Annotated in this window: 23 protein-coding genes and 1 pseudogene; 9 read left to right on the forward strand and 15 right to left on the reverse strand. The window is 60.4% G+C overall.

All coding sequences use genetic code 11. The features are described from left to right. Positions 1-106: 106 nt before the first annotated feature. Together ACP7E3_RS23655 and ACP7E3_RS23660 are read right to left on the reverse strand one after the other, a co-directional pair. Positions 107-541, reverse strand: a complete 435-nt coding sequence (locus ACP7E3_RS23655; protein ID WP_017848811.1) for a DoxX family protein — start codon at positions 539-541, stop codon at positions 107-109. Positions 542-644: 103 nt separating this feature from the next. Beyond that, complete coding sequence (locus ACP7E3_RS23660; protein ID WP_426124546.1) at positions 645-2,072, reverse strand: transglycosylase SLT domain-containing protein; 1,428 nt, start codon at positions 2,070-2,072, stop codon at positions 645-647. Between the two features lie 236 nt (positions 2,073-2,308). Here ACP7E3_RS23660 and ACP7E3_RS23665 point away from each other — a divergent pair, with 236 nt between their 5' ends. From ACP7E3_RS23665 to ACP7E3_RS23675, 3 genes are all read left to right on the forward strand, one after another. Then, the gene (locus ACP7E3_RS23665) at positions 2,309-3,115 is read left to right on the forward strand and encodes a TatD family hydrolase (protein ID WP_017848813.1); all 807 of its coding nucleotides are present in this window, start codon (positions 2,309-2,311) and stop codon (positions 3,113-3,115) included. A 98-nt stretch (positions 3,116-3,213) separates the two neighbouring features. Then, positions 3,214-4,695, forward strand: coding sequence for a methyl-accepting chemotaxis protein (locus ACP7E3_RS23670; RefSeq protein WP_046384251.1), 1,482 nt, complete (start codon positions 3,214-3,216; stop codon positions 4,693-4,695). Positions 4,696-4,804: 109 nt separating this feature from the next. Continuing rightward, entirely contained in the window at positions 4,805-5,167 is a 363-nt protein-coding gene (locus ACP7E3_RS23675; RefSeq protein WP_017848815.1) for an Mpo1-like protein, read from the forward strand. 3 nt (positions 5,168-5,170) lie between these two features. On the opposite strand, the gene ACP7E3_RS23680 is transcribed toward ACP7E3_RS23675, so the two are convergent. From ACP7E3_RS23680 to ACP7E3_RS23690, 3 genes are all read right to left on the reverse strand, one after another. After that, positions 5,171-5,968, reverse strand: a complete 798-nt coding sequence (locus ACP7E3_RS23680) for an acyl-CoA thioesterase (protein WP_426124549.1) — start codon at positions 5,966-5,968, stop codon at positions 5,171-5,173. 90 nt (positions 5,969-6,058) lie between these two features. Further along, positions 6,059-6,820 (reverse strand): CHAD domain-containing protein, encoded by a 762-nt coding sequence (locus ACP7E3_RS23685; RefSeq protein ID WP_128192174.1) that lies wholly within the window; start codon positions 6,818-6,820, stop codon positions 6,059-6,061. Positions 6,821-6,902: 82 nt separating this feature from the next. Next, complete coding sequence (locus tag ACP7E3_RS23690; protein ID WP_017848818.1) at positions 6,903-7,181, reverse strand: hypothetical protein; 279 nt, start codon at positions 7,179-7,181, stop codon at positions 6,903-6,905. A gap of 217 nt (positions 7,182-7,398) precedes the next feature. Between ACP7E3_RS23690 and ACP7E3_RS23695 the strand changes: the two genes are divergently transcribed. Further along, on the forward strand, positions 7,399-8,436 hold the full coding sequence (locus ACP7E3_RS23695; protein ID WP_017848819.1) for a patatin-like phospholipase family protein: 1,038 nt from the start codon (positions 7,399-7,401) through the stop codon (positions 8,434-8,436). A 147-nt stretch (positions 8,437-8,583) separates the two neighbouring features. Here the strand turns inward: ACP7E3_RS23695 and ACP7E3_RS23700 are convergent, their stop codons facing one another. The 6 genes from ACP7E3_RS23700 to kdpF form a co-directional block, all read right to left on the reverse strand. Beyond that, positions 8,584-9,273 (reverse strand): response regulator, encoded by a 690-nt coding sequence (locus tag ACP7E3_RS23700; RefSeq protein ID WP_026140251.1) that lies wholly within the window; start codon positions 9,271-9,273, stop codon positions 8,584-8,586. Between the two features lie 37 nt (positions 9,274-9,310). Beyond that, positions 9,311-11,962, reverse strand: a complete 2,652-nt coding sequence (locus ACP7E3_RS23705) for a sensor histidine kinase (RefSeq protein WP_057003736.1) — start codon at positions 11,960-11,962, stop codon at positions 9,311-9,313. 106 nt (positions 11,963-12,068) lie between these two features. Then, a complete protein-coding gene (gene kdpC, locus ACP7E3_RS23710; protein ID WP_057003786.1) occupies positions 12,069-12,614 on the reverse strand; it encodes a potassium-transporting ATPase subunit KdpC in 546 nt (181 codons plus the stop codon). Positions 12,615-12,681: 67 nt separating this feature from the next. Next, positions 12,682-14,739, reverse strand: coding sequence for a potassium-transporting ATPase subunit KdpB (gene kdpB / locus ACP7E3_RS23715; protein WP_177030661.1), 2,058 nt, complete (start codon positions 14,737-14,739; stop codon positions 12,682-12,684). An 11-nt stretch (positions 14,740-14,750) separates the two neighbouring features. Next, positions 14,751-16,445 carry a potassium-transporting ATPase subunit KdpA gene (gene kdpA / locus ACP7E3_RS23720; RefSeq protein ID WP_169863977.1) on the reverse strand — a complete coding sequence of 565 codons (1,695 nt, stop codon included), beginning with the start codon at positions 16,443-16,445 and terminating at the stop codon, positions 14,751-14,753. Positions 16,446-16,454: 9 nt separating this feature from the next. Further along, positions 16,455-16,544 carry a K(+)-transporting ATPase subunit F gene (gene kdpF, locus ACP7E3_RS23725; RefSeq protein ID WP_003218754.1) on the reverse strand — a complete coding sequence of 30 codons (90 nt, stop codon included), beginning with the start codon at positions 16,542-16,544 and terminating at the stop codon, positions 16,455-16,457. Between the two features lie 412 nt (positions 16,545-16,956). On the opposite strand from kdpF, the gene eat reads away from it, so the two are divergent. After that, positions 16,957-18,321, forward strand: coding sequence for an ethanolamine permease (gene eat / locus ACP7E3_RS23730; protein WP_057003738.1), 1,365 nt, complete (start codon positions 16,957-16,959; stop codon positions 18,319-18,321). A 109-nt stretch (positions 18,322-18,430) separates the two neighbouring features. Continuing rightward, a complete protein-coding gene (locus ACP7E3_RS23735) occupies positions 18,431-18,598 on the forward strand; it encodes a DUF2897 family protein (RefSeq protein WP_079443146.1) in 168 nt (55 codons plus the stop codon). 57 nt (positions 18,599-18,655) lie between these two features. On the opposite strand, the gene ACP7E3_RS23740 is transcribed toward ACP7E3_RS23735, so the two are convergent. Both ACP7E3_RS23740 and ACP7E3_RS23745 read right to left on the reverse strand, forming a co-directional pair. Further along, complete coding sequence (locus ACP7E3_RS23740; RefSeq protein ID WP_426124555.1) at positions 18,656-19,504, reverse strand: urea carboxylase-associated family protein; 849 nt, start codon at positions 19,502-19,504, stop codon at positions 18,656-18,658. A 15-nt stretch (positions 19,505-19,519) separates the two neighbouring features. Next, the gene (locus tag ACP7E3_RS23745; RefSeq protein ID WP_426124557.1) at positions 19,520-20,164 is read right to left on the reverse strand and encodes a GntR family transcriptional regulator; all 645 of its coding nucleotides are present in this window, start codon (positions 20,162-20,164) and stop codon (positions 19,520-19,522) included. 156 nt (positions 20,165-20,320) lie between these two features. Here ACP7E3_RS23745 and ACP7E3_RS23750 point away from each other — a divergent pair. Beyond that, positions 20,321-20,446 (forward strand): annotated as a pseudogene (locus ACP7E3_RS23750) (TetR/AcrR family transcriptional regulator); the annotation flags it as partial. Between the two features lie 137 nt (positions 20,447-20,583). On the opposite strand, the gene ACP7E3_RS23755 reads toward ACP7E3_RS23750, so the two are convergent. After that, entirely contained in the window at positions 20,584-20,916 is a 333-nt protein-coding gene (locus tag ACP7E3_RS23755) for a ComEA family DNA-binding protein (protein WP_201022045.1), read from the reverse strand. A 110-nt stretch (positions 20,917-21,026) separates the two neighbouring features. Continuing rightward, positions 21,027-23,021, reverse strand: a complete 1,995-nt coding sequence (locus ACP7E3_RS23760) for a polysaccharide biosynthesis protein (RefSeq protein WP_201022044.1) — start codon at positions 23,019-23,021, stop codon at positions 21,027-21,029. Positions 23,022-24,071: 1,050 nt separating this feature from the next. On the opposite strand from ACP7E3_RS23760, the gene wecB reads away from it, so the two are divergent. Further along, complete coding sequence (gene wecB / locus ACP7E3_RS23765; RefSeq protein WP_158683908.1) at positions 24,072-25,205, forward strand: non-hydrolyzing UDP-N-acetylglucosamine 2-epimerase; 1,134 nt, start codon at positions 24,072-24,074, stop codon at positions 25,203-25,205. Between the two features lie 3 nt (positions 25,206-25,208). After that, on the forward strand, positions 25,209-26,474 hold the full coding sequence (gene wecC / locus ACP7E3_RS23770) for a UDP-N-acetyl-D-mannosamine dehydrogenase (protein WP_426124560.1): 1,266 nt from the start codon (positions 25,209-25,211) through the stop codon (positions 26,472-26,474). The last annotated feature ends 6 nt before the right edge of the window (positions 26,475-26,480 follow it).

Consider the following 26,480-nt stretch of genomic DNA (forward strand, 5'->3'; position numbering starts at 1 on the left):
TCGGCGCATAACCAACATCCTAGAGAAGCCGATGGGGCGGTGTCAAGAATCCCGCGCAACGAAAAGGCCCGCACATGGCGGGCCTTCTCCAGCGGTTACAGACCGATCAGTGGGTGATGGCGCGGTCGGCGGACAGTTTGCCGGCACCTTCGAACAGGACGGCCAGGGAGCCGCCGAGCAAGGCCAGGGCGAACTCATAACCATTGTTCGCCATGAACAGACCGTTATGGATATGCACCGAGAAGATCGCCACCAGCGACAGGATCGTCAGGCCCAAGGCCGCAGGGCGTGCCAGCAGGCCGATGATCAAGGCCAGGCCGGCGAAGAACTCGGTACCGCCCGACAACAAGGCCATCAGGGTGCCCGGCGCCAGGCCGATGCTTTCCATCCACTGCGCGGTGCCCGCCAGGCCGTAGCCGCCAAACCAGCCAAAGAGTTTTTGCGAACCGTGGGCAGCGAAGATGATGCCGACGACAATGCGCAGAATGGTCAAGCCATAGCCGGCGCGGGTGGACAGGATGCTTTTGATCAGTGGGCTCATGGGGATAATCCTTTTCAGAGTAGGGGTTGGTTGGCCGCTATATTAATCAGTTTAGGGAATGATAAAAGCCGAAAAAATGCCTGATTAATATCTATAAAATCGATCACTTGCGCGAAGCGATTTTCGGCTCCAACGCCGACGGCTCCAGGGAGTCCCGCTCCCGATCAAACGCCAGGTAGTACTTGTTGACGCTATTCACATAGCTCACGCCGCTCATCCCCACCTGCTCCATGGCAATGCGCTCCACCTGGAAGAACCACTGATTGGGGTTCAACCCACGCCGCTTGGCTTCGGTACGCATGCCTTGCACGCGTTCCGGCCCCATGTTGTAGGCCGCCAGCACGAACGCCATGCGCTCACGCTCGTTGAGCTTGGGGCTGGCGAAAAACTTGCGGCGGATCATCGACAGATAACGTGCGCCCGCCTGCACGTTGCTGTCGAGATTTTCGATATTGTTCACGCCCACCCGCTGCGCCGCCGAAGGCGTGATCTGCATCAGGCCGGTGGGGCCACCGCTGCTGCGCGCGCTTGGGTCGAGGGCGGACTCCTTGAAGGCCAGCGCGGCGAGGTTCAACCAATCCATGCCTTGCTCGCGCGCATGTTTTTGCAGGATCGGGCGCAGTTTCTCCAGGCGCTGGCGGTCGATGCGGGCCAGCGGGTTGCGCACTTGGTAAAGGCGTCGATAAATGCGCTGAAACGCCACGTCCTGGTCGGACGGCGTGCGGTAGGTCTTGAGGAAGCGATCAATACTCGCCCGCAGCATCGCGGCGTCCTGCCGCACGAACCAATACTCTTCGCCCGGCTCATTGATCACCACTTGCTTGTCGAAGCGCAGCTTGGGCAGGATCTTCGACCAGCGTTCGGCGATGGGCTTCTCGACGATAGTCAGGTGAAAGATGCCGGCCTGGACCATCTCCAGCACGTCCTCCACCGCCAGGCTCGGGTCGACCCACTCCACCTTGATCGGCGGCTGCTTGTGCAGGGCCAGTTTCTGGTTGACCTGGTTGATCGCATCCGCCGCCGCGCTGCCGGTGGTCAGCGCCAATGTGCGCCCGGACAACTGCTCCAGCCGGGTGAACCGGCGCTCGCCCTTGACCCCCACCAGCCATAACGGCACGCCGCTGGCAATCGGGTCGCTCGCACTGATCTTGTGCGTGGCCTTCACTTCCAGCAATTCCCCGGGGGCTACCAGATCGCCTTCACCCCGCGCCAGCGCACCAAGCAGTTGGTCCTTGGCCTTGGGGATGACCTTCAGATTGATTTCCTGGCCATCGCGGGCTTGGTCGTTGAGGTACTGCTCGAACGCACGCAGGCGATGGTATTCGACACCAATGGCCTGGCCCTGGATTTCGCCGGAACTGTTGCGGCTCTGGTTGACCAGTACGCGCAGGGTACGACTGGAGCGAATCTCGGCCAGGTCGCGCACCTTGCTCGGTTTGGTCACTTCCAGCGGCCCGTCCAGCCGCGCGACCGCCGCCATGGGCAGCAATAACGTCAGGCACAACATAAGCAACGCCGAGGGTCGGATCATCCGCTCTCCGGAAAGAATACTGGCCAGCACCTTCGCGAAAAACGAGGAGCTGGAGGTCAGAAACAGAGCGCTTTATGCGCTGACAAGGCACGCAACGGCGGCACCAGGGTAGGCGATAGACCCACCACAATGTCACTTGCGACGTTCAAAGACAGCTATAACTCGTTGTAGTTCTAGGTTTTTCTTATAAATCTACAGCTCTGATATGCTTTCCGGCCGCAGGCGGAGATAGCACCATGCAACTCATTGATATCGGCGTCAACCTGACAAACCCAAGTTTCGACGAGAAGCACCAGGCCGTTCTCGAGCGTGCGTATGCTGCCGGCGTGCAACAATTGGTGCTCACCGGCACCAGTGTCGACGGCAGCGAACAGGCCCTGCAATTGTGCGAAAAGCTGGATGAAAGCGGCCAGCGACTGTTCTGCACCGCTGGCATCCACCCCCACTCCGCCAGCGACTGGAACGGCGACAGCGCCCAACGCCTACGTGGTTTGCTCAACGACAGCCGCGTGCGCGCGGTGGGCGAATGCGGGCTGGATTTCAACCGCGACTTCTCACCGCGCCCGCAGCAGGAAAAAGTCCTCGAAGAACACCTGGCCCTGGCCGTCGAGCTGAAACTGCCGGTGTTTCTCCACGAACGCGACGCCAACCAGCGCCTGCTGGAGATCCTCAAGGATTACCGCGATCACTTGTCCGCCGCCGTGGTGCATTGTTTCACGGGCGAGCAGCAGGCGCTGTTCAGCTACCTCGACCTCGACTTGCACATCGGCATCACCGGCTGGATCTGCGACGAACGCCGTGGGACGCACCTGCATCCGCTGGTCAGAGAAATTCCTCGGGGCCGCCTGATGCTGGAAAGCGATGCGCCTTACCTGCTGCCGCGCACCCTACGGCCCAAACCGAAAAACGGCCGTAACGAACCGGCCTACCTGCCGGAGGTGCTGCGCGAAGTCGCCCTGCACCGCAACGAAAGCCCGGAAGACCTGGCCCAGCACAGCACCGCCTGCGCGCGTATTTTTTTTGGCCTACCCGCTGTGGTTTGATGTGGCGTATTGACCCATATCAAAGTGGTATTTTTTCAGTAGCGGCACAATAATGGCACCTTGCCAATGCTGTTTCCGCTATCAGAGAAAAACCTTCTATGGGTGCCTGGCTTAGCAATATCTCGCTGAAATACAAATTCTGGGCCGTCAACGCGGTCGCCTTTATCACCACGCTGCTGTTGGTGCTATACGCTGTGCATCTCGAACAGCAGTCGCGCAGCCAGGCGTCCCAGGCCTCGGCACAAGCCCAGGCGCGCTTGCTCAGCGCCTGGCCGGCCGACAAGGCGCTGCCCAAGGGCGAGGCGTGGCTGACGTTTGCCCGTGGCCAAGTCCCACAGTTGGCTGATCAAGATCTGTCAGACTTGAGCAGTGCCAGCGGCTGGGTCGAACTCAATCACCTGCCCTTGTTCGGCGAAAACCCGTTGATGGGCGCTGAAGTGGTCGCCCGCGCCGACGGGCAACAGGTCGCCGTGCTCGCTTACGCGCCAAGCCTGAGCCAGGTGTTCAGTGAGCGCTTCGCCAACTACGCGGTGGCGGTGCTGATCCTGATGCTGGCGATGCTCTGCGCCTCGCAGTTGCTGATCCGCTTCCTGCTCAGCCAGCTCAACACCCTCAAGGACGTGATGCTGCACGTCGAGAAAACCGGCGACTTGTCGGCGCGTGTCCCGCTGGCCTGCAAAGATGAAGTCGGGCAGATGGCCAGCGCGTTCAATGCCATGCAAGCCGGCTACCAGCGAGTGGTCAACACCGTGGCCAGCACCGCCAAGCAACTGGATGAGGGCGCGGCGCGCCTGGCCAGCAGCATGAACGAGGTGCAGCACGGCATGCTCGGCCAGCAAAGCGAAACCGACCAGGCCGCCACCGCCATCAACGAGATGACGGCCACCGTCCACCACATCGCCCAGCACGCCGGCGCCACCCGCGATTTGTCCCAGACCGCCGACACCCTCGCCGGCAGCGGCCGCGAAGTGGTGGATCGGGTGCAGCGCTCAATCGCCGGGCTGTCCAGCGGCGTGCAACAGACCGCCGAGATGATCCAGAAACTCGCCGAAGACAGCCAGAAAATCAACGGTGTGGTCAGCGTGATCCACAGCATCGCCGAACAGACCAACCTGCTCGCGCTCAACGCCGCCATCGAAGCCGCCCGCGCCGGGGAGATGGGCCGCGGTTTCGCCGTGGTCGCCGACGAAGTGCGCAACCTGGCCAAACGCGTGCAAACCTCCACCGACGAAATCACGCTCATGGTCTCGGCGCTGCAAGCCGGCACCCGCGATGCGGTGGACTTCATGCAAGAAAGCTCGTTCAAGGCCGATGACTGCGTGCAACAGGCCCAGGAAGCCGGCGCGGCACTGGCCGAAATCACCGGCGCCGTGGCGCAGATGCGCGAAAGCAACACCCAGATCGCCGTCGCCGCCGAACAGCAGAGCCATGTCGCCGAAGAGATGAACCGCGCCGTGGTGAGTATTCGTGATGTGACCGAGAACACCGTGCAGCAGACCGTGGATTCGGCCACCACCAGCAATCAGCTCGCCACATTGGCCGGGGAGTTGAGCAAGGCGATTGGCCAGTTGAAGCTATAAGCAATACAAGGCGAGGCTATGGCCCCCATAGCCAGCCTTGATTCGCCGCGCCAGCCGACCCGACCTAAACTCTGTTCAAGTTGTTTCAACGGACAGAGGATTCATCATCATGGGCAAACGTCATCCCAATCTCCCCGCCTGGCAATGGCGTCAGTACCCGCAAAACCACCAGCACCCGACCAACCTGGCGTTGCACATGATCGCGGTGCCGCTGTTTATCATCGGGTTTCTGTTGGTCGTTTCCGGGGTGTTCAGCCTGAGCCTGGCCAGTTTGGCTGTGGGCGTTGTCGGCATCCTCGCCGGCCTTGCCTTGCAGCGGCATGGCCACAGCCTGGAAGCCCAGGCCGGTGAACCGTTCAGCGACCGCAAAGACGCGGTCCAACGCCTGTTGGTCGAGCAGTTCGTGAGCTTCCCGCGCTTTGTGCTCAGCGGTGGCTGGTGGCGCGCCTGGCGTCAGCGCCACCGGCACTGAAGGTCAGGCGAAGACCACCACGGTCTGGCGGCTGATGGCGATCAACTCGCCGCTCGGGCTCCACAGCGCCGCAGCGGCATGGCCGTAGCCGTCACGGGCGTGTTCGATGTTGACGTAGTACTGGCACCAGTCAAATGTGGTGAGGTCTTGCAGCGGCTGGATAAACTCGATGGTCCAGGTCAGGGTACTGCCCGGCGCTGGCTTGCGCAGGTGCGGCAGCAACGCCGGCGGCCAGGCATCCACCAGGGCGAGGATGTGCGACTCGGTCAGCGGCTCTTCCTTCACATCGCCGCGCAAGCGCACCCAACCGCCCATGTCGCGGGAGGTATTGCCGGTAAACGGCAGGCCGCCGACACTCCAGCGCATCGCCAGGTGCCGCATGAATTCCGGGGTGACGCCCTGGATATACGGCAGCTCCTGGCATTCATCCCAATGCTTGAAGGTCGGCGGCGGCTCGCTCGGCACCACGACTTGCGACTCACGGGACGCACCGAAACTGGCCTGGACCAGCGTCGCCACTTCACCGTTCTGCACCACCCGGCCAAGCAACTGGCTGACCGCCTTGCCTTCGCGCAGCACTTCGACGTGATAACTGGCGGGCACATCCGCGGCGACCGGGCCGACAAAAGTGATTGCCAACGAGCGTAACGGCCGGTCGGCAGGGACCTGGGCGCGTAGCGCTTCATATTGCAAAGCGGCCACCAGGCCACCAAAGGTCGCGCGACCCTGCGCCCATTCGGCGGGGATGGTGACCTCCAGCGGGTGGTTACGGGCGGCGTCGAGCAAATCACTGAAGCGCATGGCGACCTCACATCAAAAAGACCGGAGCAGCGATCTTAACCAGCGCACCCACCAGGTACAGCGCCTATTCCGGCCAAAAACCGGACCGGCTCAGAAACAATCCGCGCAGAGTTTGTCCAGCACCCGATCCGCCTCGCCTTCGGCCTGGGCCATGGTGCGACGCCAAATCGTCACACAGGGCTGCAGATCGGCTTGATGCTCGGCCTGGAGCAGCCACTGCCAGCAATCATGCCAATCGCCCAGGGCGCCTTGGGCTTGCTTGAGGCGCAACACGGCCTTGACCGGCAGCTTGTCCAGCTCGGGGTAGGCTTCGGCGGCGTAGCGCACGCGCTTGATCAACAAGCGCAGACGGTGGCGATCGTGGCTGGGGTCCTGCAGGGCGTCATCGAGGTTGTGCCATTGCTTGGCCAGGCGTTTCTCGATACGCGTGCGTAGGCCCCTGAGCAGTTTCTGGTGTTGCGAGGCACGGATAAACCGCGGGAATGCATCGAGGATCTGCAGCAGGTGCGCCAGCTCCGGGCCCTCGGCGACGTGGCGATAGGCCTCGGGTTGCAGGCGCAGACGACGGTCGGCGGCGGCATGGTGACCGTGCTGGTGCAGATGCGCGGCCAGCACTTCACGATCGCGCAACGGGGTGGTCAATTGGCCGACGGTGCTGGCGGCCAGTTCGAGTTGTTCGACCCCCGGCAAGCCGCGCAAGGGTCGCAACAGGCTACGCAGGCGCCGCACGGTGGTGCGCAAATCATGCAGGGCTTCATCGTCGGTGACGGCGGCGAGCCGAGCCTGGCAGCTCAGTAACCCTACTTCCAGGCCGATGACCTGAGCGACTAACTGATCTACCAAGGCTGACATGCTTTCCCCCACTGACGACGAATAATCCCTGCATCACTCAAACCGCTGACGCAGCCTGGTTGCACTCGACAGCTGCGACGAATCAGCGGCCGGCGCGCGACTCACGAATATAGAAACGCGCCTTCTCGGCCTTGTTGGCGCAGCCTTCGAACGCTTCGAATTGCTGCTGGGTCTTGGCGCCGGTCAGCAGGGACAAGGCCTTGGAGTAACTCACGGTACCGGCAAAGCCTTCGGCCTTGGCCAGGTCCAGCTCTTTCCACGCGGCGTCCAATTGGCTGCCGCAGCTGTCGCGATAGGCAGTTTTCCCGGCGCAACCGGCCAGGGCCAACATGATCACAGGCACACACATCCAGGCTTTCATCGATGACACCTCAAAATAAAGAAAAACGGTCGTACCGTGTAGACGTTGCCTACAAAGAAAAGTGCCTTGTCCGCCACCCGAAATCAAAAGCGCCTATTGCCAGAGCATACCCGAGCCTAGCCGCTATTCTGGAAAAATATTGCGCGGTGGCGCGAAGATTGAAGCCGCCCCCGTATTGGGTGCATTGTGGGCGCCTGCTTAACGAAGGACATCGACCATGAAGAAGCGTGTTGCCTTGGTGCTGGGCTCCGGTGGGGCCAGGGGCTATGCCCATATCGGTGTGATCGAGGAAATCGAACGGCGCGGCTACGACATCGCCTGTATCGCCGGCTGCTCCATGGGCGCGGTGGTGGGCGGAATCTATGCTGCCGGCAAACTCGACGAGTATCGCAACTGGATCGAAAGCCTGGATTACCTCGACGTACTGCGCCTGGTCGATGTGAGCTTCCGCCTGGGAGCGATTCGCGGCGAGAAGGTCTTCGGGCAGATCCGCAAGATCGTCGGCGAGATCAATATCGAAGAGCTGCGCATCCCCTACACCGCCGTGGCCACCGACCTCACCAACCAGCAGGAAATCTGGTTCCAGGAAGGCTGTCTGCACCAGGCCATGCGCGCATCGGCGGCGATTCCGAGCCTGTTCACCCCGGTGATGCAGGGCAACCGCATGCTGGTGGACGGCGGCCTGCTCAACCCGCTGCCGATCGTGCCGGTGGTGTCGAGCCATTGCGACTTGATCATTGCGGTCAACCTCAACGCGACCAACCAGAAACACTACCACTTGCCAGTGATCCAGCGGCCGCCGGCATTCAAGAGCCGCTTCAACAGCCTGGCGAAGTCACTGGGTTCGCACTTGCCGTTTCGCCGCAAGCAGGCCGAGCAGTTGATGAAGCTCGAACAGGAAGCCTTGCAGGCCCAAGCGGCCGAGATCAACCCGTGGCTGGAGTCGGCCGAACCGGAATCCCAGCAGCCCGCCGCCGCCCCGGAAAAAGCCGGGGCGCCGAAGTCGGCGACCGGATCGTTCATCATCGATAACGTCGGCCCGGCATCATTGCTGGACCTGATCAACCAGAGCTTCGAGGTGATGCAGACATCGCTGGCGCAATACAAGATCGCCGGCTACCCGCCGGATGTGCTGATCAACGTGCCGAAGCGGGTGTGCCGGTTTTTCGAGTTCTACAAGGCGCCGGAACTGATCGCCTTGGGGCGCGAGATCGCCAGTGATACGTTGGATCGGTATGAGAGTGAGCAGCACTGAGATTGGCGGTGTGGCTGGGGGCCTCATCGGGGGCAAGTCGAATCGTCGCACCGCCCCTCCCACAGTTTGATTTGTGAACACATTTCAAAATGTGGGAGGGGGCTTGCCCCCGATAGGGCCCTGACAGCCGACGAAAATCCATCAGACCTAAGCCCCCAGCAACCGATACCCCACCCCCGCCTCGGTCACGATAAACCGCGGCTGAGTCGGATCATCCGCCAGCTTCTGGCGCAGGTGGCCCACCACGATGCGCAGGTAGTGGCTGTCCTCGGTATGGGTCGGCCCCCAGATGTCTTTGAGCAATTGCTGCTGGGTAATCACCCGCCCCGGATGTCGCGCCAATTGCGCCAGCACCGCGTATTCCTTGCGGGTCAGCGCCACTTCGGCGCCGTCCAGCAATACGCGGCGGAAGGCCAGGTCCACCGTCAGCGGGCCAAAACACAACGCCGCTTCCTGGGCTTCACCCGCTGGGGCCTGGCGCAACAAGGCGCGCACGCGGGCCAGAAACTCCTGGATGCCAAAGGGTTTGGTGACGTAATCGTTCGCGCCCCCATCCAGCGCCTCGACCTTTTGCACTTCGCTGGCGCGCACCGACAACACCAACACCGGCACCGTCGACCACTCACGAAACTCGCGCAGCACCTGCTGGCCGTCCATGTCCGGCAAGCCGAGGTCGAGTACCAGCAAATCCGGCTTGCTCAAGGCGGCCTGGGCCAGGCCTTCGTTGCCAGTGCCGGCCTCGATCACTTTGTAGCCCTGGGAGGCCAGGCTGATGCGCAGGAATTTGCGGATCTGCGGTTCGTCGTCAATGACCAAAATCGTCGCGGTCTGGCTCATGGTGTCCAATCAAAATCCATTGAAAAAAGAGAGTAGCTCACGCCTCGCGTTCCAGGCCAGGCTGTGCGGGTAAAGGCAGGAACAGCGTGATGCAAGTGCCCCGCCCGCCAATCCCATCGGCGACGCTGATATGCCCGCCATGGGCACCGACCATGCCCTGGCAGATCGCCAGGCCCAGACCGGTGCCCTGCCCGCCGCGATCGCCACGGGCAGCGGTGTAGAACATATCGAAAATCTTCGCGCGCTCGTCTTCGGGAATCCCGGGGCCCTCATCCGCCACGGCGAAGAATAGCTGGTTATCCGACACCCCGGCGCTGACGTGCAAATGGCCCTGGGCCGGCGAGAATCGAGCGGCGTTTTCCAGCACGTTGACCAGCGCCTGCTCGATCAACGCGGCATGCACATACAGCAACGGCAATTCAGACGGCACATCGATCCTCACCTGCAACGGCGCCAGCACCGCGCGCAAACGGCCGAGGGCGCTGCCGACGATATCACCGGGCGAGACCCAATCGCGCGCCAGCTTCAACGCGCCGTGGCCCAGGCGGGTCATGTCCAACAGGTTCTGGATATAGCGGTCGAGGCGCTCAGCTTCATCGCGGGTGCCTTCGAGCAACTCGCGGCGATCCTCCAGCGGGATGGCTTCGCCGAGTGCCAGCAGGCTGTCGATACTGCCGCGCATGGACGTCAACGGCGTGCGTAAATCGTGGGACACCGAGGCGAGCAAGGCACTGCGCAGTTGCTCGGTCTCGCCGTGCAGGCGCGCGGATTCCAGCTCCTGCGCCAATTGCGCGCGGGCCAACGCCTGGGCCAGCGGCTGGCTCAAGGCGATCAGCAAGCGACGCCGCTGGCCGCTCAGTTCCATACCGGGTTTTGCACTGACGCCGAGCAACCCCAGCGGGCCCTCTTCGCTCGACAGCGGCCACCACCACCAGCCCCCGAACGGCAACGTGCCGGTGCCCTTGCCCGCCGGCTGATCATGCTGCCAGGCCCAGTCGGCGGCGGCGCGTTCGGCTTCGGTGAAGGTCAGCGGCCCGCCGGTCTCGACTTTCCAGCCGCCCTGGCCGTCGCGGTTGACCAGGCACAGATCCAGGTCGCTCCAGCCTTCCAGGTGATGCGCCGCCGCGCTGATCACCGCCTGGCGGTCGGTGGCGGCGGTGAGTTTGCGCGACAGGTCGAGCAGTTCGCTGGTTTCTTCCTGGGTATCGCGCAACGCCTGCAACTGCCGGCGCTGGCGCGCCGCGAGGTTGCCGGTCAGCGCCGCCATCAGCAGGAAGAACAACAGAGTCAGCACGTCTTCTTCACGCTGGATGGCGAAGGAGAATTTCGGCGGAATAAACAGGAAGTCATACGTCAGGAACGACAGCGCCGCGCACATCAGGGACGGCCCCAGGCTGCTGCGCACCGCCACCAGCAATACCGCCGCGAGAAACACCAGCGAGATATTCGGCAACGGCAACACGCTGGCGACAGCCCAGGCCAGGGCCGCCGCGATCACCGTCGCGACCACCGCCAGCGCATAGTCGAACCACACCAGCCCGCGCACATCCGGCAGACGCGGCGGTGCAGGTACGTCGTCGCTGTCGAGGATATTGATTTCCAGACCGCGCGCATTGCGCATCAGGCGCTCGGCCACGCCACCGCCGAACAGCCGACGTCGCCAGTTCATCCGCGACTGCCCGACCAGCACCAGGCTGGCGCGGCGCTCGGCGGCATGCTGGATCAGCGTCTTGGTCACCTCACCCGCACGCAGCAGCACCACGTCACCGCCGAGGCGTTCGGCCAGTTGCTGGGCATTTTGCAGACGCAGGCGTGCTTGCTCATCGCGTGCGCGGCCGTTATCGATATGCACCAGGGTCCAGGGCAGATGGCGACGCTGCGCCACGCGGCTGGCATGGCGCACCAGGCGTTCGGCTTGTGCATCGCCGTCGACGCCGACCAGCAAGCGCCCACGCACGGCCGGCGCGGCCTGGCCGAGTTGGCGGTAACCCTGGGCCAGGTCGTCGTCGACGTGAGCGGCGGCGGTTTGCATCGCCAGCTCGCGCAGGGCCATCAGGTTGGTCTGGGTGAAAAACGCGTCGATGGCCGCACGGGCCTGTTCTGGCACATACACCTTGCCGTCGCGCAGGCGCTCCAGCAACTCGCGGGATGGCAGGTCGATCAGCAGCAGCTCATCGGCCTCCTGCAAGACCCAATCGGGCAGGGTTTCGCGCACCTGCACGCCGGTAATGCCACGCACCTGATCGTTGAGGCTTTCCAGGTGCTGGACGTTGACCGTGGTGAACACGTTGATGCCGGCGGCGAGCAGTTCCTGAATATCCTGCCAGCGCTTTTCATGGCGGCTGCCGGGCGCGTTGCTGTGGGCCAGTTCGTCCACCAGCACCAGTTGCGGCTTGGCGGCGAGCAGGCCGTCCAGGTCCATTTCCTCGAGCATCACGCCCCGGTATTCACTGCGCAGCAACGGTTGCTGCGGCAGGCCGCTGAGCAACGCTTCGGTCTCGGCGCGGCCGTGGGTTTCGACCACGCCAGCGAGCAACCTGACGCCCTGGCGCAACTGCGTGTGGGCGGCCTGGAGCATGGCGTAGGTCTTGCCTACACCCGGCGCGGCGCCCAGGAAGACTTTGAGCCGGCCACGGCCGTCCCGGGGCAGATCGGCTAACAGGGCATCGGCGCGGCCGGAGTCGCTCATGCGCGGGGGTTCCTTCAGGGGTTTATAGGGTGTCTTTCAGGGCGCTATCGCGGGCAAGCCCTCTCTCACATTTGGAACGCATTGCCCGCGATAGCGGCGCTCCTGTTTACAATTTTTCCAGGGCCATGTTCAGCGCCAGCACATTCACCACCGGCGGGCCCACCAGTGGGCTTTCGATGTGTTCATCCAGCAAGCGTTGCAGGGTGGCCACCGGCATGTTCCGCGCGGCGGCTACCCGCGCCAGTTGATAGGCAATCGCCTGCGGAGGCAAGTGTGGATCAAGACCGCTGCCGGAGGTAGTCAGCGAGGCTAACGGCACCGGCCCTTGCGCGGGCACGAACTGTTTATTCGCGTCATCGAACACGCGCGTGGCCAGTGCCGGGTTGCTTGGCCCCAGGTTGCTCGCGCTGCTGGACACGGTCGCGAACGCGCCTGCCGAAGGACGCGGGTGGAACCAGCTGTCGCCGGTAAAGTCCTGGGCGATCAGGCTGGAGCCGCGCACCTTGCCGCTGGCGTCGCGCACCAGGCTGCCGTTGGCCTGGTCCGGGAAGGCAACCTGGGCGACGCCGGTCACCACCAACGGGTAGGCGACGCCGGTGATCAGGGTCATGAGGACCAGCAGACTCAGGGCCGGGCGGATGATATTGGACATTTCAAATTCCTCGATTCGGTCAGTGCAACCTGTGGCCACCGCTTTGCCGGTGCCCACAGGCATCGGGTCAAACCAGGTGCAGCGCGGTCAGCAACATGTCGATCGCCTTGATGCCCACGAACGGCACCACAATCCCGCCCAGGCCGTAGATCAACAGGTTGCGCCGCAGCAACGCCGCCGCGCTCGCCGCCTGCACCCGCACACCGCGCAGCGCCAGGGGAATCAGCACGACGATGATCAGCGCGTTGAACACGATGGCCGAGAGGATCGCGCTCTGCGGGCTCTGCAGGTGCATCACGTTGAGCACGCCCAGTTGCGGGTAGATCGAGGCGAACAGCGCCGGCAGGATCGCGAAGTACTTGGCCACGTCGTTAGCGATGGAAAAGGTGGTCAGCGCGCCGCGGGTCACCAGCAATTCCTTGCCGATCTGCACCACGTCCAGCAGCTTGGTCGGGTCGCTGTCGAGGTCGACCATGTTGGCCGCTTCGCGGGCAGCCTGGGTCCCGTCGTTCATCGCCATGCCGACGTCCGCCTGGGCCAGCGCCGGGGCGTCGTTGGCGCCGTCGCCGCACATCGCCACCAGTCGGCCGTCGTTCTGTTCGTGGCGGATCCGTGCGAGTTTTTTCTCCGGGGTAGCTTCGGCCAACACGTCGTCCACGCCGGCTTCCGCAGCAATCGCGGCCGCTGTCAGCGGGTTGTCGCCGGTGACCATCACGGTGCGGATCCCCAGCTTGCGCAGCTCGGCAAACCGTTCGCGGATGCCGGGTTTGACCACGTCCTTCAGATGGATCGCACCGAGCAACTTGCCATCGGCGCACACCAGCAACGGCGTGCCGCCGCTCTGGGCGATCTTGTCGACTTCCCGCGACAGGGCCGGTTGCAGGTCGCCGCGAGGCTGACCGATAAACGCCAGCAGCGAGTCCACGGCGCCTTTGCGGAATACGCGGCCCTGATAGTCGACGCCGGACAAACGGGTTTCGGCGGTGAACGGCACAGCAGTCAGTTCCGCCAGGGACGGCTCGGCCTGTGGGTGCAGGGCCCGCAGGTATTCAACGATGGATTTACCTTCTGCCGTGTCATCCGCCAGGGACGCCAGCAGCGCGCCCTCGGCCAGTTCCCGGCCGCTCACGCCTGGCGCCGCCACCACTGCCGCGCAGCGACGGTTACCAAAGGTGATGGTGCCGGTCTTGTCCAGCAACAACACATGCACGTCCCCCGCCGCTTCCACGGCGCGACCGGACTTGGCGATCACGTTGAGGCGCACCAGGCGGTCCATGCCGGCGATACCGATGGCCGAGAGCAAGCCGCCGATGGTGGTCGGAATCAGCGTCACCAGCAGGGCGACCAGGAACACCAGGGGCAAGCTGCCATTGGCGAAGTGGGCGAACGGCTGCAGGGTCACGACCACCAGCAGGAAGATCAGGGTCAGGCCGATCAGCAGGATATCCAGCGCCACTTCGTTGGGGGTTTTCTGGCGTTTGGCGCCTTCCACCAGCGCGATCATGCGGTCCAGCGTGGACTCGCCGGGGTTGGCGGTGATGCGGATCAGCAGCCAGTCCGAGACCAGGCGCGTGTTGCCGGTGACGGCCGAGCGATCGCCGCCGGATTCGCGGATCACCGGTGCGGATTCGCCGGTGATCGCCGCTTCGTTGACCGCGGCGATGCCTTCGATGACCTCGCCGTCGCCGGGGATCATTTCCCCGGCGGCGACGCGCACCACATCACCTTTGCGCAGGCCGGTGGCGGGCACGACCTTGAAGCTGCCATCGGCCTCCTTGCGCCGAGCGCTGAGGCCTTCGCTGCCGGCCTTGAGGCTGTCGGCGCGGGCCTTGCCACGCCCTTCGGCCAAGGCTTCGGCGAAGTTGGCGAACAGCACGGTGAACCACAGCCACACGGCGATTTGCGCGGCGACGAAGGTCGGCACGGCGGTGTCGGGCACCAGGCACAGCACGGTGGTGAGGATGGCGGTCAGTTCGACCACCAGCATCACCGGCGAGCGTTGCAGTTGCCGTGGGTCGAGCTTGACGAACGCCTGGACCAGCGCCGGGCGCCACAGCGCGGAGATCGCGGTTTTGGCGGGTTCGTGGGTTTTGACCGGGCTCGCGTTTTTTGCAGGCATATTCATTTTCATATCCTTCAGAAGCCCATGCTCAGGTGTTCAGCAATAGGGCCCAGTGCCAGTGTCGGCAGGAAGGTCAGGCCGCCCACCAGCAAAATGGTCACGGTCAACAGGGTCACGAACAGCGGACCATGGGTGGGGAAGCTGTTCTGGCCAATCGGTGCGGTCTTCTTCATCGCCAGGCTGCCGGCCAGGGCCAGTACCGGGAGGATGTAGCCGAAGCGACCGATCAACATGCCCAGGCCCAGCATCAAGTTGTGGAACGGCGTGTTGGCACTGAAGCCGCCGAACGCCGAACCGTTGTTGGCACTGGCCGAGGTGTAGGCATAGAGCAACTGGCTGAACCCGTGGGGGCCAGGGTTGCTGATCGCACCGGCCGGGCCGGGCAGGCTGGAAGCGAGGGCACCGAGCACCAGCACGCCGATCGGCATCACCATCAGGGTCACGACCAGCAATTGCACTTCCTTGGCCTGCAGCTTCTTGCCCAGGTATTCCGGAGTGCGGCCGATCATCAGGCCGGCGAGGAACACCGCGATCAACACGTTGAGCAACATGCCGTACATACCGGCGCCGACGCCGCCGAAGATCACTTCGCCGACCATCATGTTGACCAGTGCCACCATCCCGCTGAGGGGGCTGAGGCTGTCGTGCATGCCGTTGACCGAACCGTTGGACGCCGCGGTGGTGGTCACCGACCACAACACGGTGCCAGTGGTGCCGAAGCGCGCTTCTTTACCTTCCAGCGGCGCGGTCTGCTCAACCGCCGGGTTGTTCAAGGTCGGGTTGGGCTGGTACTCGGCCCACAGCGAGGTTGCACCGCCGATCAGGAACAGGGCCAGCATGCAAGCGAGGATCGCCCGGCTCTGACGCAGATCCTTCACGTAATGGCCGAAGGTAAACACCAGCGCCACCGGGATCAGGATGATCGCCGACAACTCGAACAGGTTGGCCCAGGCCGTCGGGTTTTCAAACGGATGCGCCGAGTTCACGCCAAAGAAACCGCCGCCGTTGGTGCCCAGTTGCTTGATCGCAATCTGGCTGGCCGCCGGGCCCAAAGGGATCACCTGGTCGACACCCTGCAGGGTCACGGCATCAACATAATGCGCGAAGGTTTGCGGCACGCCCTGCCACACCAGGAACAACGCCATCACCAGGCACAACGGCAACAGGCCGTAGAGCGTGGCGCGGGTCATGTCGACCCAGAAGTTGCCCAGGGTCTGGGTGGATTTGCGACCGATCCCACGGCACAGCGCGACCAGGACTGCCAGACCGGTGGCCGCACTGACGAAGTTCTGCACGGTGAGGCCGGCCATCTGGCTGAGGTAGCTGAGGGACGCTTCACCGCTGTAGGACTGCCAGTTGGTGTTGGTCATGAAGCTGACCGCGGTGTTGAAGGCCAGGGTCCATTCCTGGCCCGGCAATTTCTGCGGGTTTAGTGGGAGGTAGTCCTGGAACAACAGGATCGAGAACAGCAACACAAACCCGGCGAGGTTGAACGCCAGCAACGCCAACATGTATTTCTGCCAGCTCTGTTCCTGTTGCGCGTCCACGCCCGAGAGGCGATAGCACGCGCGCTCCACGGGCCCGAGCAGCGGCGTGAGCCAAGTGCGCCGGCCTTCCATCACGTTGTAATAGAACCGCCCCAGGAACGGGGCCGGCACCAGTACCACGGCGAAGAAGGCGATGATCAGCCAATAGTCATAACTGTGCATAGCCTGCTCCTAGTTCCGATCCGCGCGCAATAGCGCAACCAGCAGATAAATGAACAGCGCCACGGCCAATAGCAGTGACACCCCGTCCAGAACGCTCATGGAAGTCTCTCCGTTTTGCGGCGAGTGCCGCGTGTGGGGCAATTGTCGGCAGGAGTGGTGTAAAGGAACGAGAGCGAGGGGCTGGGTGAGGCGTAAAGATGGCGTAAAGAGTGGGTTTATGCGGGGTTTACACCGGGGGTTTCGGTGCCTGGGCGGGCGCTATCGGGAGTAAGCCCCCTCCCACAGGTTGATCGGCGCTCGGCGTGACAACTCGGCCAAGTGTGGGAGGGAGCTTGCTCCCGATAGCACCGGCACAGTCACCGCCGCACTTATCTGGTGCAGCAACAGGAAATTTCAAACGCCAAACCATCCCCCAAACGACAGTAGCGCAGCTTTACGACAATGATTCTCAGGCTGGCATGGCCGCTGCAACACCTTGAATCATTCCAACCGGTTCAGGGAGCGCAATACGATGAACACACAACTCAAACCCACCTTGGGCACCCTGCATTTGTGGGGCATCGCGGTCGGGCTGGTGATTTCCGGGGAATACTTCGGCTGGAGCTATGGCTGGGGCGTGGCCGGGACCTTGGGCTTCCTGGTGACCTCGTTGATGGTCGCCGCGATGTACACCTGCTTTATCTTCAGTTTCACCGAACTGACCACCGCCATTCCCCACGCAGGTGGGCCCTTTGCCTACAGCCGCCGCGCGTTTGGGGAAAAAGGCGGCCTGATTGCCGGCCTGGCGACCCTGATCGAATTCGTGTTCGCCCCGCCCGCCATCGCCTTGGCCATCGGTGCGTATCTGAATGTGCAGTTTCCCGCACTCGATCCGAAACACGCCGCCGTCGGCGCCTATATCGTGTTCATGGGCCTGAACATCCTCGGCGTGAAACTCGCCGCCACCTTCGAACTGGTGGTGTGCGTACTCGCCGTCGCCGAACTGCTGGTATTCATGGGCGTGGTCGCCCCCGCGTTCAGCTTCAGCAACTTCGCCCTTAATGGCTGGGCCGGCTCCGACACCTTCGGGGCCCCGGCGATTGCCGGAATGTTCGCGGCGATCCCCTTCGCGATCTGGTTCTTCCTCGCCATCGAAGGCGCGGCCATGGCGGCCGAGGAAGCGAAAGATCCGAAGCGCACCATTCCGAAAGCCTACATCAGCGGCATCCTGACCCTGGTGATCCTGGCCATGGGCGTGATGTTTTTCGCCGGCGGCGTGGGCGACTGGCGCACCCTGTCGAACATCAACGACCCGCTGCCCCAGGCGATGAAAACCGTAGTAGGCGAAAGCTCCGGCTGGCTGCACATGCTGGTGTGGATCGGCCTGTTCGGTTTGGTGGCGAGCTTCCACGGCATCATCCTTGGCTACTCGCGCCAATTCTTCGCCCTGGCTCGGGCCGGCTACCTGCCGCCGTTCCTGGCCAAGCTGTCGCGTTTTCATACACCGCACCGGGCAATCATCGCTGGCGGCGTGGTCGGTATTGCCGCCATCTACAGCGACGGTTTGATCAACCTGGGCGGCATGACCCTGACTGCAGCAATGATCACCATGGCCGTATTCGGCGCCATCGTGATGTACATCATGAGCATGCTCAGCCTGTTCAAACTGCGTAAGACCGAACCGCTGCTGGAACGCACCTTCCGCGCTCCGGGCTACCCGATCGTGCCGGGCATCGCGCTGGTGCTGGCGGTGGTGTGCCTGGTGGCCATGGCCTGGTTCAACGCGCTGATCGGCATGATCTTCCTCGGCTTCATGCTGGTCGGCTTCATCTACTTCCAGATGACCGCGCACGACCGCGCCGCGGCACCGGCAGATGCAATGTTGACCGGGCTCTAAGGTTTTGAGGCGGAACAGGCCTACACTGAACTACTCAGAAAGCCTGTAACTCAAAGCAGTTATTACCGTGGGAAAACCTCCCACGGCAATCTGCCTCAAGGAGAGCGTTATGCCGTGGTATGCATGGTTGATTATGGTGGTTGCGATCGGGTCGATCGTCGGCGGGCTGCTGATGCTGCGTGACAGCGCCAACAAAGTGGAACTCACCGACGAACAACGCAAACGCGTGGCCGAGCGCAATGCGCAGGCGGATGCCAAGGATGGGCAGGACCGCTGATCCCATGTGGCGAGGGCGCTTGCTCCCGTCGGGCTGCAAAGCAGCCCCTCTTCTGCCCTACTCCCATTCCGCCTTGGCAATCTGCAAACCGTGCTGCCCTTTATAAGCAGCACGCTCCGGCTGACTCCAGCCGTTCAGCAACTCGGCTTCCAATCGATAAATCTCAACCCCCAGCGGACGACACGCCGTCAGCGGGTCCTGCGCATCCGGGCCCCACATCGGCAGCGACAGATCCCCGCCCGGGCAGGTCGACAGCGCACACAACAAATCAATCTCGGCAAAAAACTCCAGGTAATCGCCCTTCTGCGCCGGACAGGCTTTCATGAAATACATGTCGTCGTGATTGAGGCCGGTGCATTGGAAGATGTTCAGCACGTCATGCACGTCGAATTCCGTCAGACCGTGAGGCAACACCGCACGGGTCAGGTTCGAGTGACAGTGATGATGGAAATCTTCACCAGTGAGCATGCGGTTCACATACGGATCGCAGCGCGTACCGAGCAAATCGTGCAGGCGCCCGCCGTGCTCATCAATGCCGTAGCTGGCCAGGCTGTCATCGGTGATCGTCACCAGAGGCCGCAGAAATGGCAGATTCGACCACAGCCGGTCATGGGTGCTGACATGCGCGCCCTGCAACTGACGCGTGCGCGCGGCCCACAGGCGTTCGCGCGGGTCGTTGGCGTTCCACACATTGAAGTCGCCCACCTGTGGCCCCACCGGCGTAGTCACACGGAACACATGCCCGGCCGGCACCTTCCACGCCCTGCCCGTGCGAATCGGCACCTCGAACTGTTCGACCAAGGTGCGTTGATCCTTGCGCTCACGGATACGCTCGTAAAACGCGGTGTCGACCTGCAACGCCGAACCTTTGCTGACCTGGTAAGCGGCTGGATAGTCTTTGTACATGGTGCGAATCCTCGATCAAGGGAAAGTAAACAGGGCCAACGACTGCCGTTCTGAATCATCCAGGTACAGGCTCATCGCCTCCCCGGCCGCCAGCTTGTTGTTATTGGCTAATAACGTGTGGATCTCAAGGTCCCGTTCCAGCCAGGGCGACTGGAAACGCTGCTCATCGGGCGCGGCGCAGAACACCAGACGCAACTGCGCAATCACCTGGGCGAAAAACTCGTCGAACAACGGGCTGCGCATCAACCCGACAATCTGCTGGTGCACCAACAGGCTGTGGGTCGCAACCGCACGCCAGTCCTCACGCTCCCGGGCCAGCGCGGTGGCCTCGATGGCGTTTTGCATACGCTCGGATTGATCCTGGGTGAACGCACCGCTCTGGGCAATGGCCTGCAATTCGAGCGTGCGGCGGACGACAAATAAATCACGCACCTCTTCGCGCTCCAACCGACGAACCACCACGCCCTTGTTGCGCACGTAGCGCGTCAACCCTTCCCGCTCCAAACGGTGCAACGCCTCACGAATCGTATTGCGCGACGCGTTATAGGCCTTGACCAGCTCGGCTTCGACCAATGCCATTCCGGGCAACAGTCGGCCACCGATGATGTCGGCACGCAGCTCCAGGGCGATCTGGTCGGCTAAGGACAAGCTGAGTGTCATCGTTACCTCACGATTGTTGAACAATCCTCCCTGTGTGAGTAATCACTTTTCATGCCAACGCCCACCCCGTGGGTAAAAGTTCAGCTTGGTTAACATGTCGGCACGTCTACGAGGCAGGCTACGCGCTATTCACACGACCACAACGCTCTAACCCGTATCATCAAGGAAGCCTCCGTTTGCTTTTGCCGCGATGGCGTCGGCGCCACCGGCCAGCCGCCCTTGATGAAAGCACTGAACCTGACCCATGGCGGGTTCTATGCACATCTCAAATCCAAGGATGAAGGGGTGCTGGGCAGAAGTGTCGAGAGCGCTGAATTGGCGACGCGCATCATGGGCGGGTACGTGAACGTTTGAAGGCGCAGCTATTGCACTATAAAAAGGCCGGTCAATAACCGGCCTCCTCGGCGAACATTGCCCCCTTAGTTGATCGCTAGCCTGTCGCGATTCCGCTCCAGCAGTGCCTTGCCGATCCCCTTAACCTCCAACAACTCATCAAGCGCCTTGAAAGGGCCGTTGCTGTTGCGGTAAGCAACGATAGCCCTCGCCTTTGCGGCGCCAATGCCCAGGAGATCACGTTGCAAGGCTTCAGCATCTGCAGCGTTGAGATTGACCTTGGTGGACTGCTCCACCGGGTTCATCTGGCCAGAGCGGATGGTAGCGGGCTCGGGCGTGATCGCAGGCGCCGCGGTAGTTGCTACCGAGATGCTCGCAAGGAGGGCGAAAACGAGGGAGGAAAAACAAGCGTTTGGCATGAGTGACGCTCCATGACATCAATGAGTGAAAGCAGCTTTTCCAAAGCTGCTTCTCTAACTTAGGTGATGTGCGTAGAGAGTCAAAAATGGCTGCGTTACAGCGTGTGAATTCAGGGTTCAAGCCGGTGCCGTTGATAGATCAGGTCGACAATTTCGCCATCGGGAGAGTAACCACTGACGGTGTCACGCAAGAGTTGGCGGACGCGGGAGTAATCATCCGCATCTACCGCTGCAAGCAGCTCACTCAATTTGCCTTTCAGGACATCCCATGACAGGAAGTCTTCATTGGCACTCATGATCATCGGATGCTGCGTGGCGACTACGTTGTCGCCGATAAGCAACTCTTCATAAAGTTTTTCGCCAGGACGCAGCCCAGTGAATTCAATGGCGATATCGCCATGGGGATTTTTGTCGGAACGAACGCTCAGGCCGGAAAGGTGAATCATTTTCTCCGCCAACTCGACAATTTTCACCGGCTCGCCCATATCCAGCACAAATACATCACCGCCCAGCCCCATGGAGCCGGCCTGGATGACCAACTGTGCCGCTTCGGGGATCGTCATGAAATAGCGTGTGATTTTTGGGTGAGTGACGGTCAAAGGGCCGCCGGACTTGATTTGTTTGTGAAAAAGCGGAATGACGGAGCCTGATGAACCCAGCACATTACCGAATCTCACCATCGTGAAGCGAGTCTTGTTGACGCGGGAAACACCCGACCTATCACCGAATATAACCGGCGCTTTCTCACGGCTGAGCGCCTGTAATGCCAGTTCTGCAAGTCGTTTTGTACTGCCCATCACATTGGTAGGACGAACAGCTTTGTCGGTGGAAATCAGTACAAAGTTAGCTACCCCCGCCTGAAGAGCAGCCTGGGCGGTATTGAGCGTGCCAATGACATTGTTCAACACGCCTTCGGCAATATTGTGCTCGACAATCGGAACATGCTTATAAGCGGCGGCATGGTAAACCGTGTCGATATGCCAGCATTTCATCACATCAAGCAACTTAGTCTCGTTGCGCACAGAGCCCAGCATCGGTAACAGCTTAACCGGCAATGACTCGCGTGCGACTCGGTACTCAAGCTCAGATAAAATGCTGTAAAGATTGAATTCGCTATGCTCATACAGCAGCAGCGTCGTGGGCTTTAGTGCAAGGATCTGGCGACAAAGCTCCGAACCAATTGATCCACCTGCGCCCGTGACCATCACCGACTGGCCGACGATGCAACGCTCAAGGAGATCCTCTTGAGCAGGTACGGCGTCGCGCCCCAACAGGTCGGCGATATCCACTTCTTGGATGTCGTCCACTTTGACTCGACCACTCGCAAGATCCATGAAGCCCGGAACGCTGCGAACATGAAGCGGGAAACGTTCAAGATAGCTCAGAATTTCTCGCCTGCGCCCCCGATTTGCCGACGGCACCGCCAGCAGGATTTCCTGTGCGCCTGTGGCGTCGATCATCTGCTCGATATGTTTGGGCTTGAACACTTGCAAGCCTGAAATCACACGACCGGCAATGCTCCTGTCATCGTCGATGAACGCGACAGGACGCATGACTCGGCCCATGCGTAATGCTGCAACCAGTTGGTTGCCCGCTGAACCGGCACCGTAGATAGCAACCTTCGTCAAGCCGTCATCGCGACTAGTGAACGGAACATGCTGCACTCCGGTAAACCAGTCCCCCAAAAAATATTGACGCATTGCCAAGCGCAAGCCGCCAATCATAATCATGCTCAACCACCAGTAGTTAAAAATAACCGAGCGCGGGACAACTATCTGATGATTGCTATAGACATAGACGAACATACCGAGGATGAGCGAGGAAAGACTGACTGCTTTGATGATTGTGACAAGCGCATCATTGCCGAAATAGCGCATCACCGCCCGGTACATGCCAAAACGGATAAACAGCGGGACAGCGACGATAGGAGCACTCACAAACAGCCACAAGTGATGCCGAACAGGCTCGTTCATTTCGAAAATGCCGAGACGGACGACAAAAGCCATCCACAACGAAAGCCATACAAGCACCACATCTGCAAGCACTTGCAGAATGCGCTTGTGTCGGCGCGGAAGATTCAATAAAAAAACTCTTACCTTATCCATGACCCTCTCGAACACCTCTCCAGTCTTCCAAAATCAAAAAATGAACAGCTACCCTTGAGTCCGCCAAAAATCGATTTACGATGATTGATCGGTGCTGAACAAGCGCCATACAGGCGTGGCACCCGAAGCACAAAAAAGGCTCATCCGGCACGGGAACCAGAAACGAGGCGGGGCCTTACGACTCACCACAGATCCAATCCCGATATGATACTCAGGTTGTACCACAAATCCTCTGCATTCCCTGAGCCAGGGGCAACCGACTGGCTGACCCGAAGCGCACGTACACGTTGTTGGCAGGCCAATCCATGCGTAGGAAAACTCAGAGACACTCGCGAGATTCGTCAATCTTACCCGCCCCCGCCCCCGCGCCGATGACGGTCACACAAAACCAGTATAATCGGCGCACTAGGATTCACACCCCAGTCTCTGTAATGCTAGTGTCTAAATTGGTCAGATTAAAAAACTGAAATATTTACATTTTTTATTACTTTAATCAAAGACACCTAAGGCGCAGTGTGATTGCTCCAAACACATTGACTGCAAAAAAAGATGACGCCATGCAAATCCCTACTGCCAACCGCCAGAAATATCACGGCCTTGAAAAACCATTGGAAAAGAAGGCTATAATCTTAATCACATCAGAAATTCAGCAATGAAACGTCACAAAAAAATGATAGACATGCGTTGTAGACGCATCCGTGACCTCAAACGTCATTTTGTACGAATAGCCATGCCAACGATGCCAGTCCATGCGCAACGCAGCAAGGGTGCAACAAGAGGGCGCTGATTCAAATGCAATACCCAGCTGTAAGAAACCCCTTACAGCAACCCCGAATCCAGCGTCGACTCACAAAACGGGCTCTAGATGGGCTTTTGAAAAAAATACAGGCAGGCGTTCGCCCCCTGTCATGTAAAAAGCAGCGAAGAGAAGTGAGTAAACACGTTATCAAAAAAGCTTAGACGTTCAAGGAACTATAAAAATTTACGACTCCCCCGCCGCATGATTAACAGAAGCGTGTGGTGAAATTCATTTTTAACACTGGTGTGGCAATGATCTTGAAAACCTTGTGTGTGTTCGGCACGCGTCCTGAAGCAATTAAAATGGCCCCTTTGGCGCTGAGACTTGCTGCAGACGAGCGCTTCGATGCCAAGGTCTGCGTAACCGGACAACATCGCGAAATGCTGGATCAGGTGCTCAACCTGTTTGAGATCGCTCCGAACTTCGATCTCAATATCATGAAGTCGGGCCAGGATCTAACTGATGTCACCAGCAGCATTTTACAAGGGATGAAAGGTGTCTTCGCCAAATTCAAACCCGATATCGTCTTGGTGCATGGGGATACAGCGACGACGTTCGCGACAACACTAGCGGCTTATTATCACCAGATCCCCGTCGCTCACGTCGAGGCAGGTCTGCGCACCGGCAATCTCTACTCACCGTGGCCAGAAGAAGCCAACCGCAAGTTGACCGGCGCACTCGCGGCTGTACATTTCGCTCCTACAGAAACGTCCAGGCAGAACCTGCTGAGAGAAGGGGTTGATGCTGGATGCATCCATGTGACTGGCAATACCGTCATTGATGCGCTGCTTGAGGTTGTGGCAAGAATCAAAAACAGCCCCGCTCTGCAACAGAAGTTTCACCAACAGTTTTCATTCCTGGGTGAAGAAAAACGAATCATCCTCGTCACCGGCCACCGTCGCGAAAGCTTTGGCGACGGTTTCGAGAAAATTTGCCAGGCCCTGATCAAAACGGCCAAAGACTTTCCTGACGTCCAGATCGTCTATCCCGTTCACCTGAATCCAAACGTACGCGAGCCGGTCAATCGATTGTTGGCGGGCATTCAAAATGTTCATTTGATCGAGCCCCTGGATTATTTGCCATTCGTCTATTTGATGGAGCGTTCGCACCTGATTCTCAGCGACTCAGGCGGCATACAAGAGGAAGCTCCATCACTGGGCAAACCTGTGCTGGTCATGCGCGACACTACTGAGCGCCCGGAAGCCGTCGAAGCGGGTACCGTCAGGTTGGTCGGTACCGACATTGAGGTCATTACAAATAATCTGCGCAGTCTTCTGACGGACCCTGACGCTTATCACCAGATGAGCTTCGCGCACAACCCTTACGGCGACGGAAAGGCATCCGCTCGGATCCTTGAAGCTCTTTCCCAAATCAAAAAAGGCTAATCCATGAGCTTTGAAACTATTTCTGTAGTCGGCCTAGGCTACATCGGACTCCCTACTGCCGCCGTTTTCGCAGCAAGAAAGAAAAAAGTTATCGGCGTCGATGTCAACGCACAAGCGGTAGCCACGATCAACCGCGGTGATATCCATATTATCGAACCGGATTTGGACATCGTCGTACGCACCGCGGTAACTGAAGGCTATCTGAGGGCGACCACCATCGCCGAACCCGCCGATGCGTTCCTGATTGCAGTGCCGACCCCCTTCAAGGGCGACCACGAGCCTGATCTCTCTTATATTGAAGCGGCTAGTAAATCCATCGCCCCGGTACTGAAGAGAGGCGACCTGGTAATCCTCGAATCGACTTCTCCTGTGGGAGCCACTGAGCAAATGTCCGCGTGGCTGGCGCAAGCACGGCCAGACCTGAGCTTCCCGCAGACGCTGGGCGAAGCATCGGATATCCGTATTGCGCATTGTCCAGAACGCGTCCTGCCTGGGCACGTGTTACGAGAGTTGATTGAGAATGATCGGATCATCGGCGGCCTGACCAGAAAATGCTCGGAAGCCGCAAAGCGCTTATATCAAACATTCGTTAAGGGCGAATGCATCATTACCGACGCACGCACAGCCGAAATGTGCAAGCTCACTGAAAACAGTTTCCGCGATGTGAACATTGCTTTTGCCAATGAACTGTCGATGATTTGCAAAAAACTTGAGATTAGTGTTTGGGAACTGATTCGCTTGGCCAACCACCACCCGCGAGTCAACATTCTGCAACCGGGCCCTGGTGTTGGCGGACACTGCATTGCTGTCGATCCTTGGTTTATTGTCAGTAAGACGCCTGATGATGCGCGCCTGATCCGGACCGCTCGCGAAGTGAATGATAGTAAGCCAACATGGGTACTGGACCAAGTAAGGCTTGCGATTGGTAAGTTCCTGCAGGCGCATCCCTCCAAGACAGCCAAAGATGTGACAATCGCTTGCCTGGGCCTGGCATTCAAGCCAAACATCGACGACCTTCGTGAAAGCCCATCCCTGGAAATTGCGGTGCAAATCGCAAAAAACCACCCAGGTACCGTGCTGGCGGTGGAGCCCAACATCGAACAAATACCAGAACGCCTGAACGGTCTTGCAGCATTGAGCGACATTGATAACGCGCTGTCCTTGGCTGATGTCGTTGTTCTGCTTGTGGACCACAGTCCGTTCAAGAACATCTCAAAAGACCAATTGTCATCACGACAAGTCATTGATACCCGCGGCGTCTGGGCCTGAAGGCAT

Origin of the sequence: Pseudomonas sp. PSPC2-3 (assembly GCF_049898265.1) — a bacterium.
GTDB classification, from domain to species: Bacteria; Pseudomonadota; Gammaproteobacteria; order Pseudomonadales; family Pseudomonadaceae; genus Aquipseudomonas; species Aquipseudomonas veronii.

Coding starts and splice junctions, on each gene's coding strand:
- ACP7E3_RS23655 (WP_017848811.1), bottom strand. CDS start 541: ATGAGCCCACTGATCAAAAGCATCCTGTCCACCCGCGCCGGCTATGGC.
- ACP7E3_RS23660 (WP_426124546.1), bottom strand. CDS start 2,072: ATGATCCGACCCTCGGCGTTGCTTATGTTGTGCCTGACGTTATTGCTG.
- ACP7E3_RS23665 (WP_017848813.1), top strand. CDS start 2,309: ATGCAACTCATTGATATCGGCGTCAACCTGACAAACCCAAGTTTCGAC.
- ACP7E3_RS23670 (WP_046384251.1), top strand. CDS start 3,214: ATGGGTGCCTGGCTTAGCAATATCTCGCTGAAATACAAATTCTGGGCC.
- ACP7E3_RS23675 (WP_017848815.1), top strand. CDS start 4,805: ATGGGCAAACGTCATCCCAATCTCCCCGCCTGGCAATGGCGTCAGTAC.
- ACP7E3_RS23680 (WP_426124549.1), bottom strand. CDS start 5,968: ATGCGCTTCAGTGATTTGCTCGACGCCGCCCGTAACCACCCGCTGGAG.
- ACP7E3_RS23685 (WP_128192174.1), bottom strand. CDS start 6,820: ATGTCAGCCTTGGTAGATCAGTTAGTCGCTCAGGTCATCGGCCTGGAA.
- ACP7E3_RS23690 (WP_017848818.1), bottom strand. CDS start 7,181: ATGAAAGCCTGGATGTGTGTGCCTGTGATCATGTTGGCCCTGGCCGGT.
- ACP7E3_RS23695 (WP_017848819.1), top strand. CDS start 7,399: ATGAAGAAGCGTGTTGCCTTGGTGCTGGGCTCCGGTGGGGCCAGGGGC.
- ACP7E3_RS23700 (WP_026140251.1), bottom strand. CDS start 9,273: ATGAGCCAGACCGCGACGATTTTGGTCATTGACGACGAACCGCAGATC.
- ACP7E3_RS23705 (WP_057003736.1), bottom strand. CDS start 11,962: ATGAGCGACTCCGGCCGCGCCGATGCCCTGTTAGCCGATCTGCCCCGG.
- kdpC (WP_057003786.1), bottom strand. CDS start 12,614: ATGTCCAATATCATCCGCCCGGCCCTGAGTCTGCTGGTCCTCATGACC.
- kdpB (WP_177030661.1), bottom strand. CDS start 14,739: ATGAATATGCCTGCAAAAAACGCGAGCCCGGTCAAAACCCACGAACCC.
- kdpA (WP_169863977.1), bottom strand. CDS start 16,445: ATGCACAGTTATGACTATTGGCTGATCATCGCCTTCTTCGCCGTGGTA.
- kdpF (WP_003218754.1), bottom strand. CDS start 16,544: ATGAGCGTTCTGGACGGGGTGTCACTGCTATTGGCCGTGGCGCTGTTC.
- eat (WP_057003738.1), top strand. CDS start 16,957: ATGAACACACAACTCAAACCCACCTTGGGCACCCTGCATTTGTGGGGC.
- ACP7E3_RS23735 (WP_079443146.1), top strand. CDS start 18,431: ATGCCGTGGTATGCATGGTTGATTATGGTGGTTGCGATCGGGTCGATC.
- ACP7E3_RS23740 (WP_426124555.1), bottom strand. CDS start 19,504: ATGTACAAAGACTATCCAGCCGCTTACCAGGTCAGCAAAGGTTCGGCG.
- ACP7E3_RS23745 (WP_426124557.1), bottom strand. CDS start 20,164: ATGACACTCAGCTTGTCCTTAGCCGACCAGATCGCCCTGGAGCTGCGT.
- ACP7E3_RS23755 (WP_201022045.1), bottom strand. CDS start 20,916: ATGCCAAACGCTTGTTTTTCCTCCCTCGTTTTCGCCCTCCTTGCGAGC.
- ACP7E3_RS23760 (WP_201022044.1), bottom strand. CDS start 23,021: ATGGATAAGGTAAGAGTTTTTTTATTGAATCTTCCGCGCCGACACAAG.
- wecB (WP_158683908.1), top strand. CDS start 24,072: ATGATCTTGAAAACCTTGTGTGTGTTCGGCACGCGTCCTGAAGCAATT.
- wecC (WP_426124560.1), top strand. CDS start 25,209: ATGAGCTTTGAAACTATTTCTGTAGTCGGCCTAGGCTACATCGGACTC.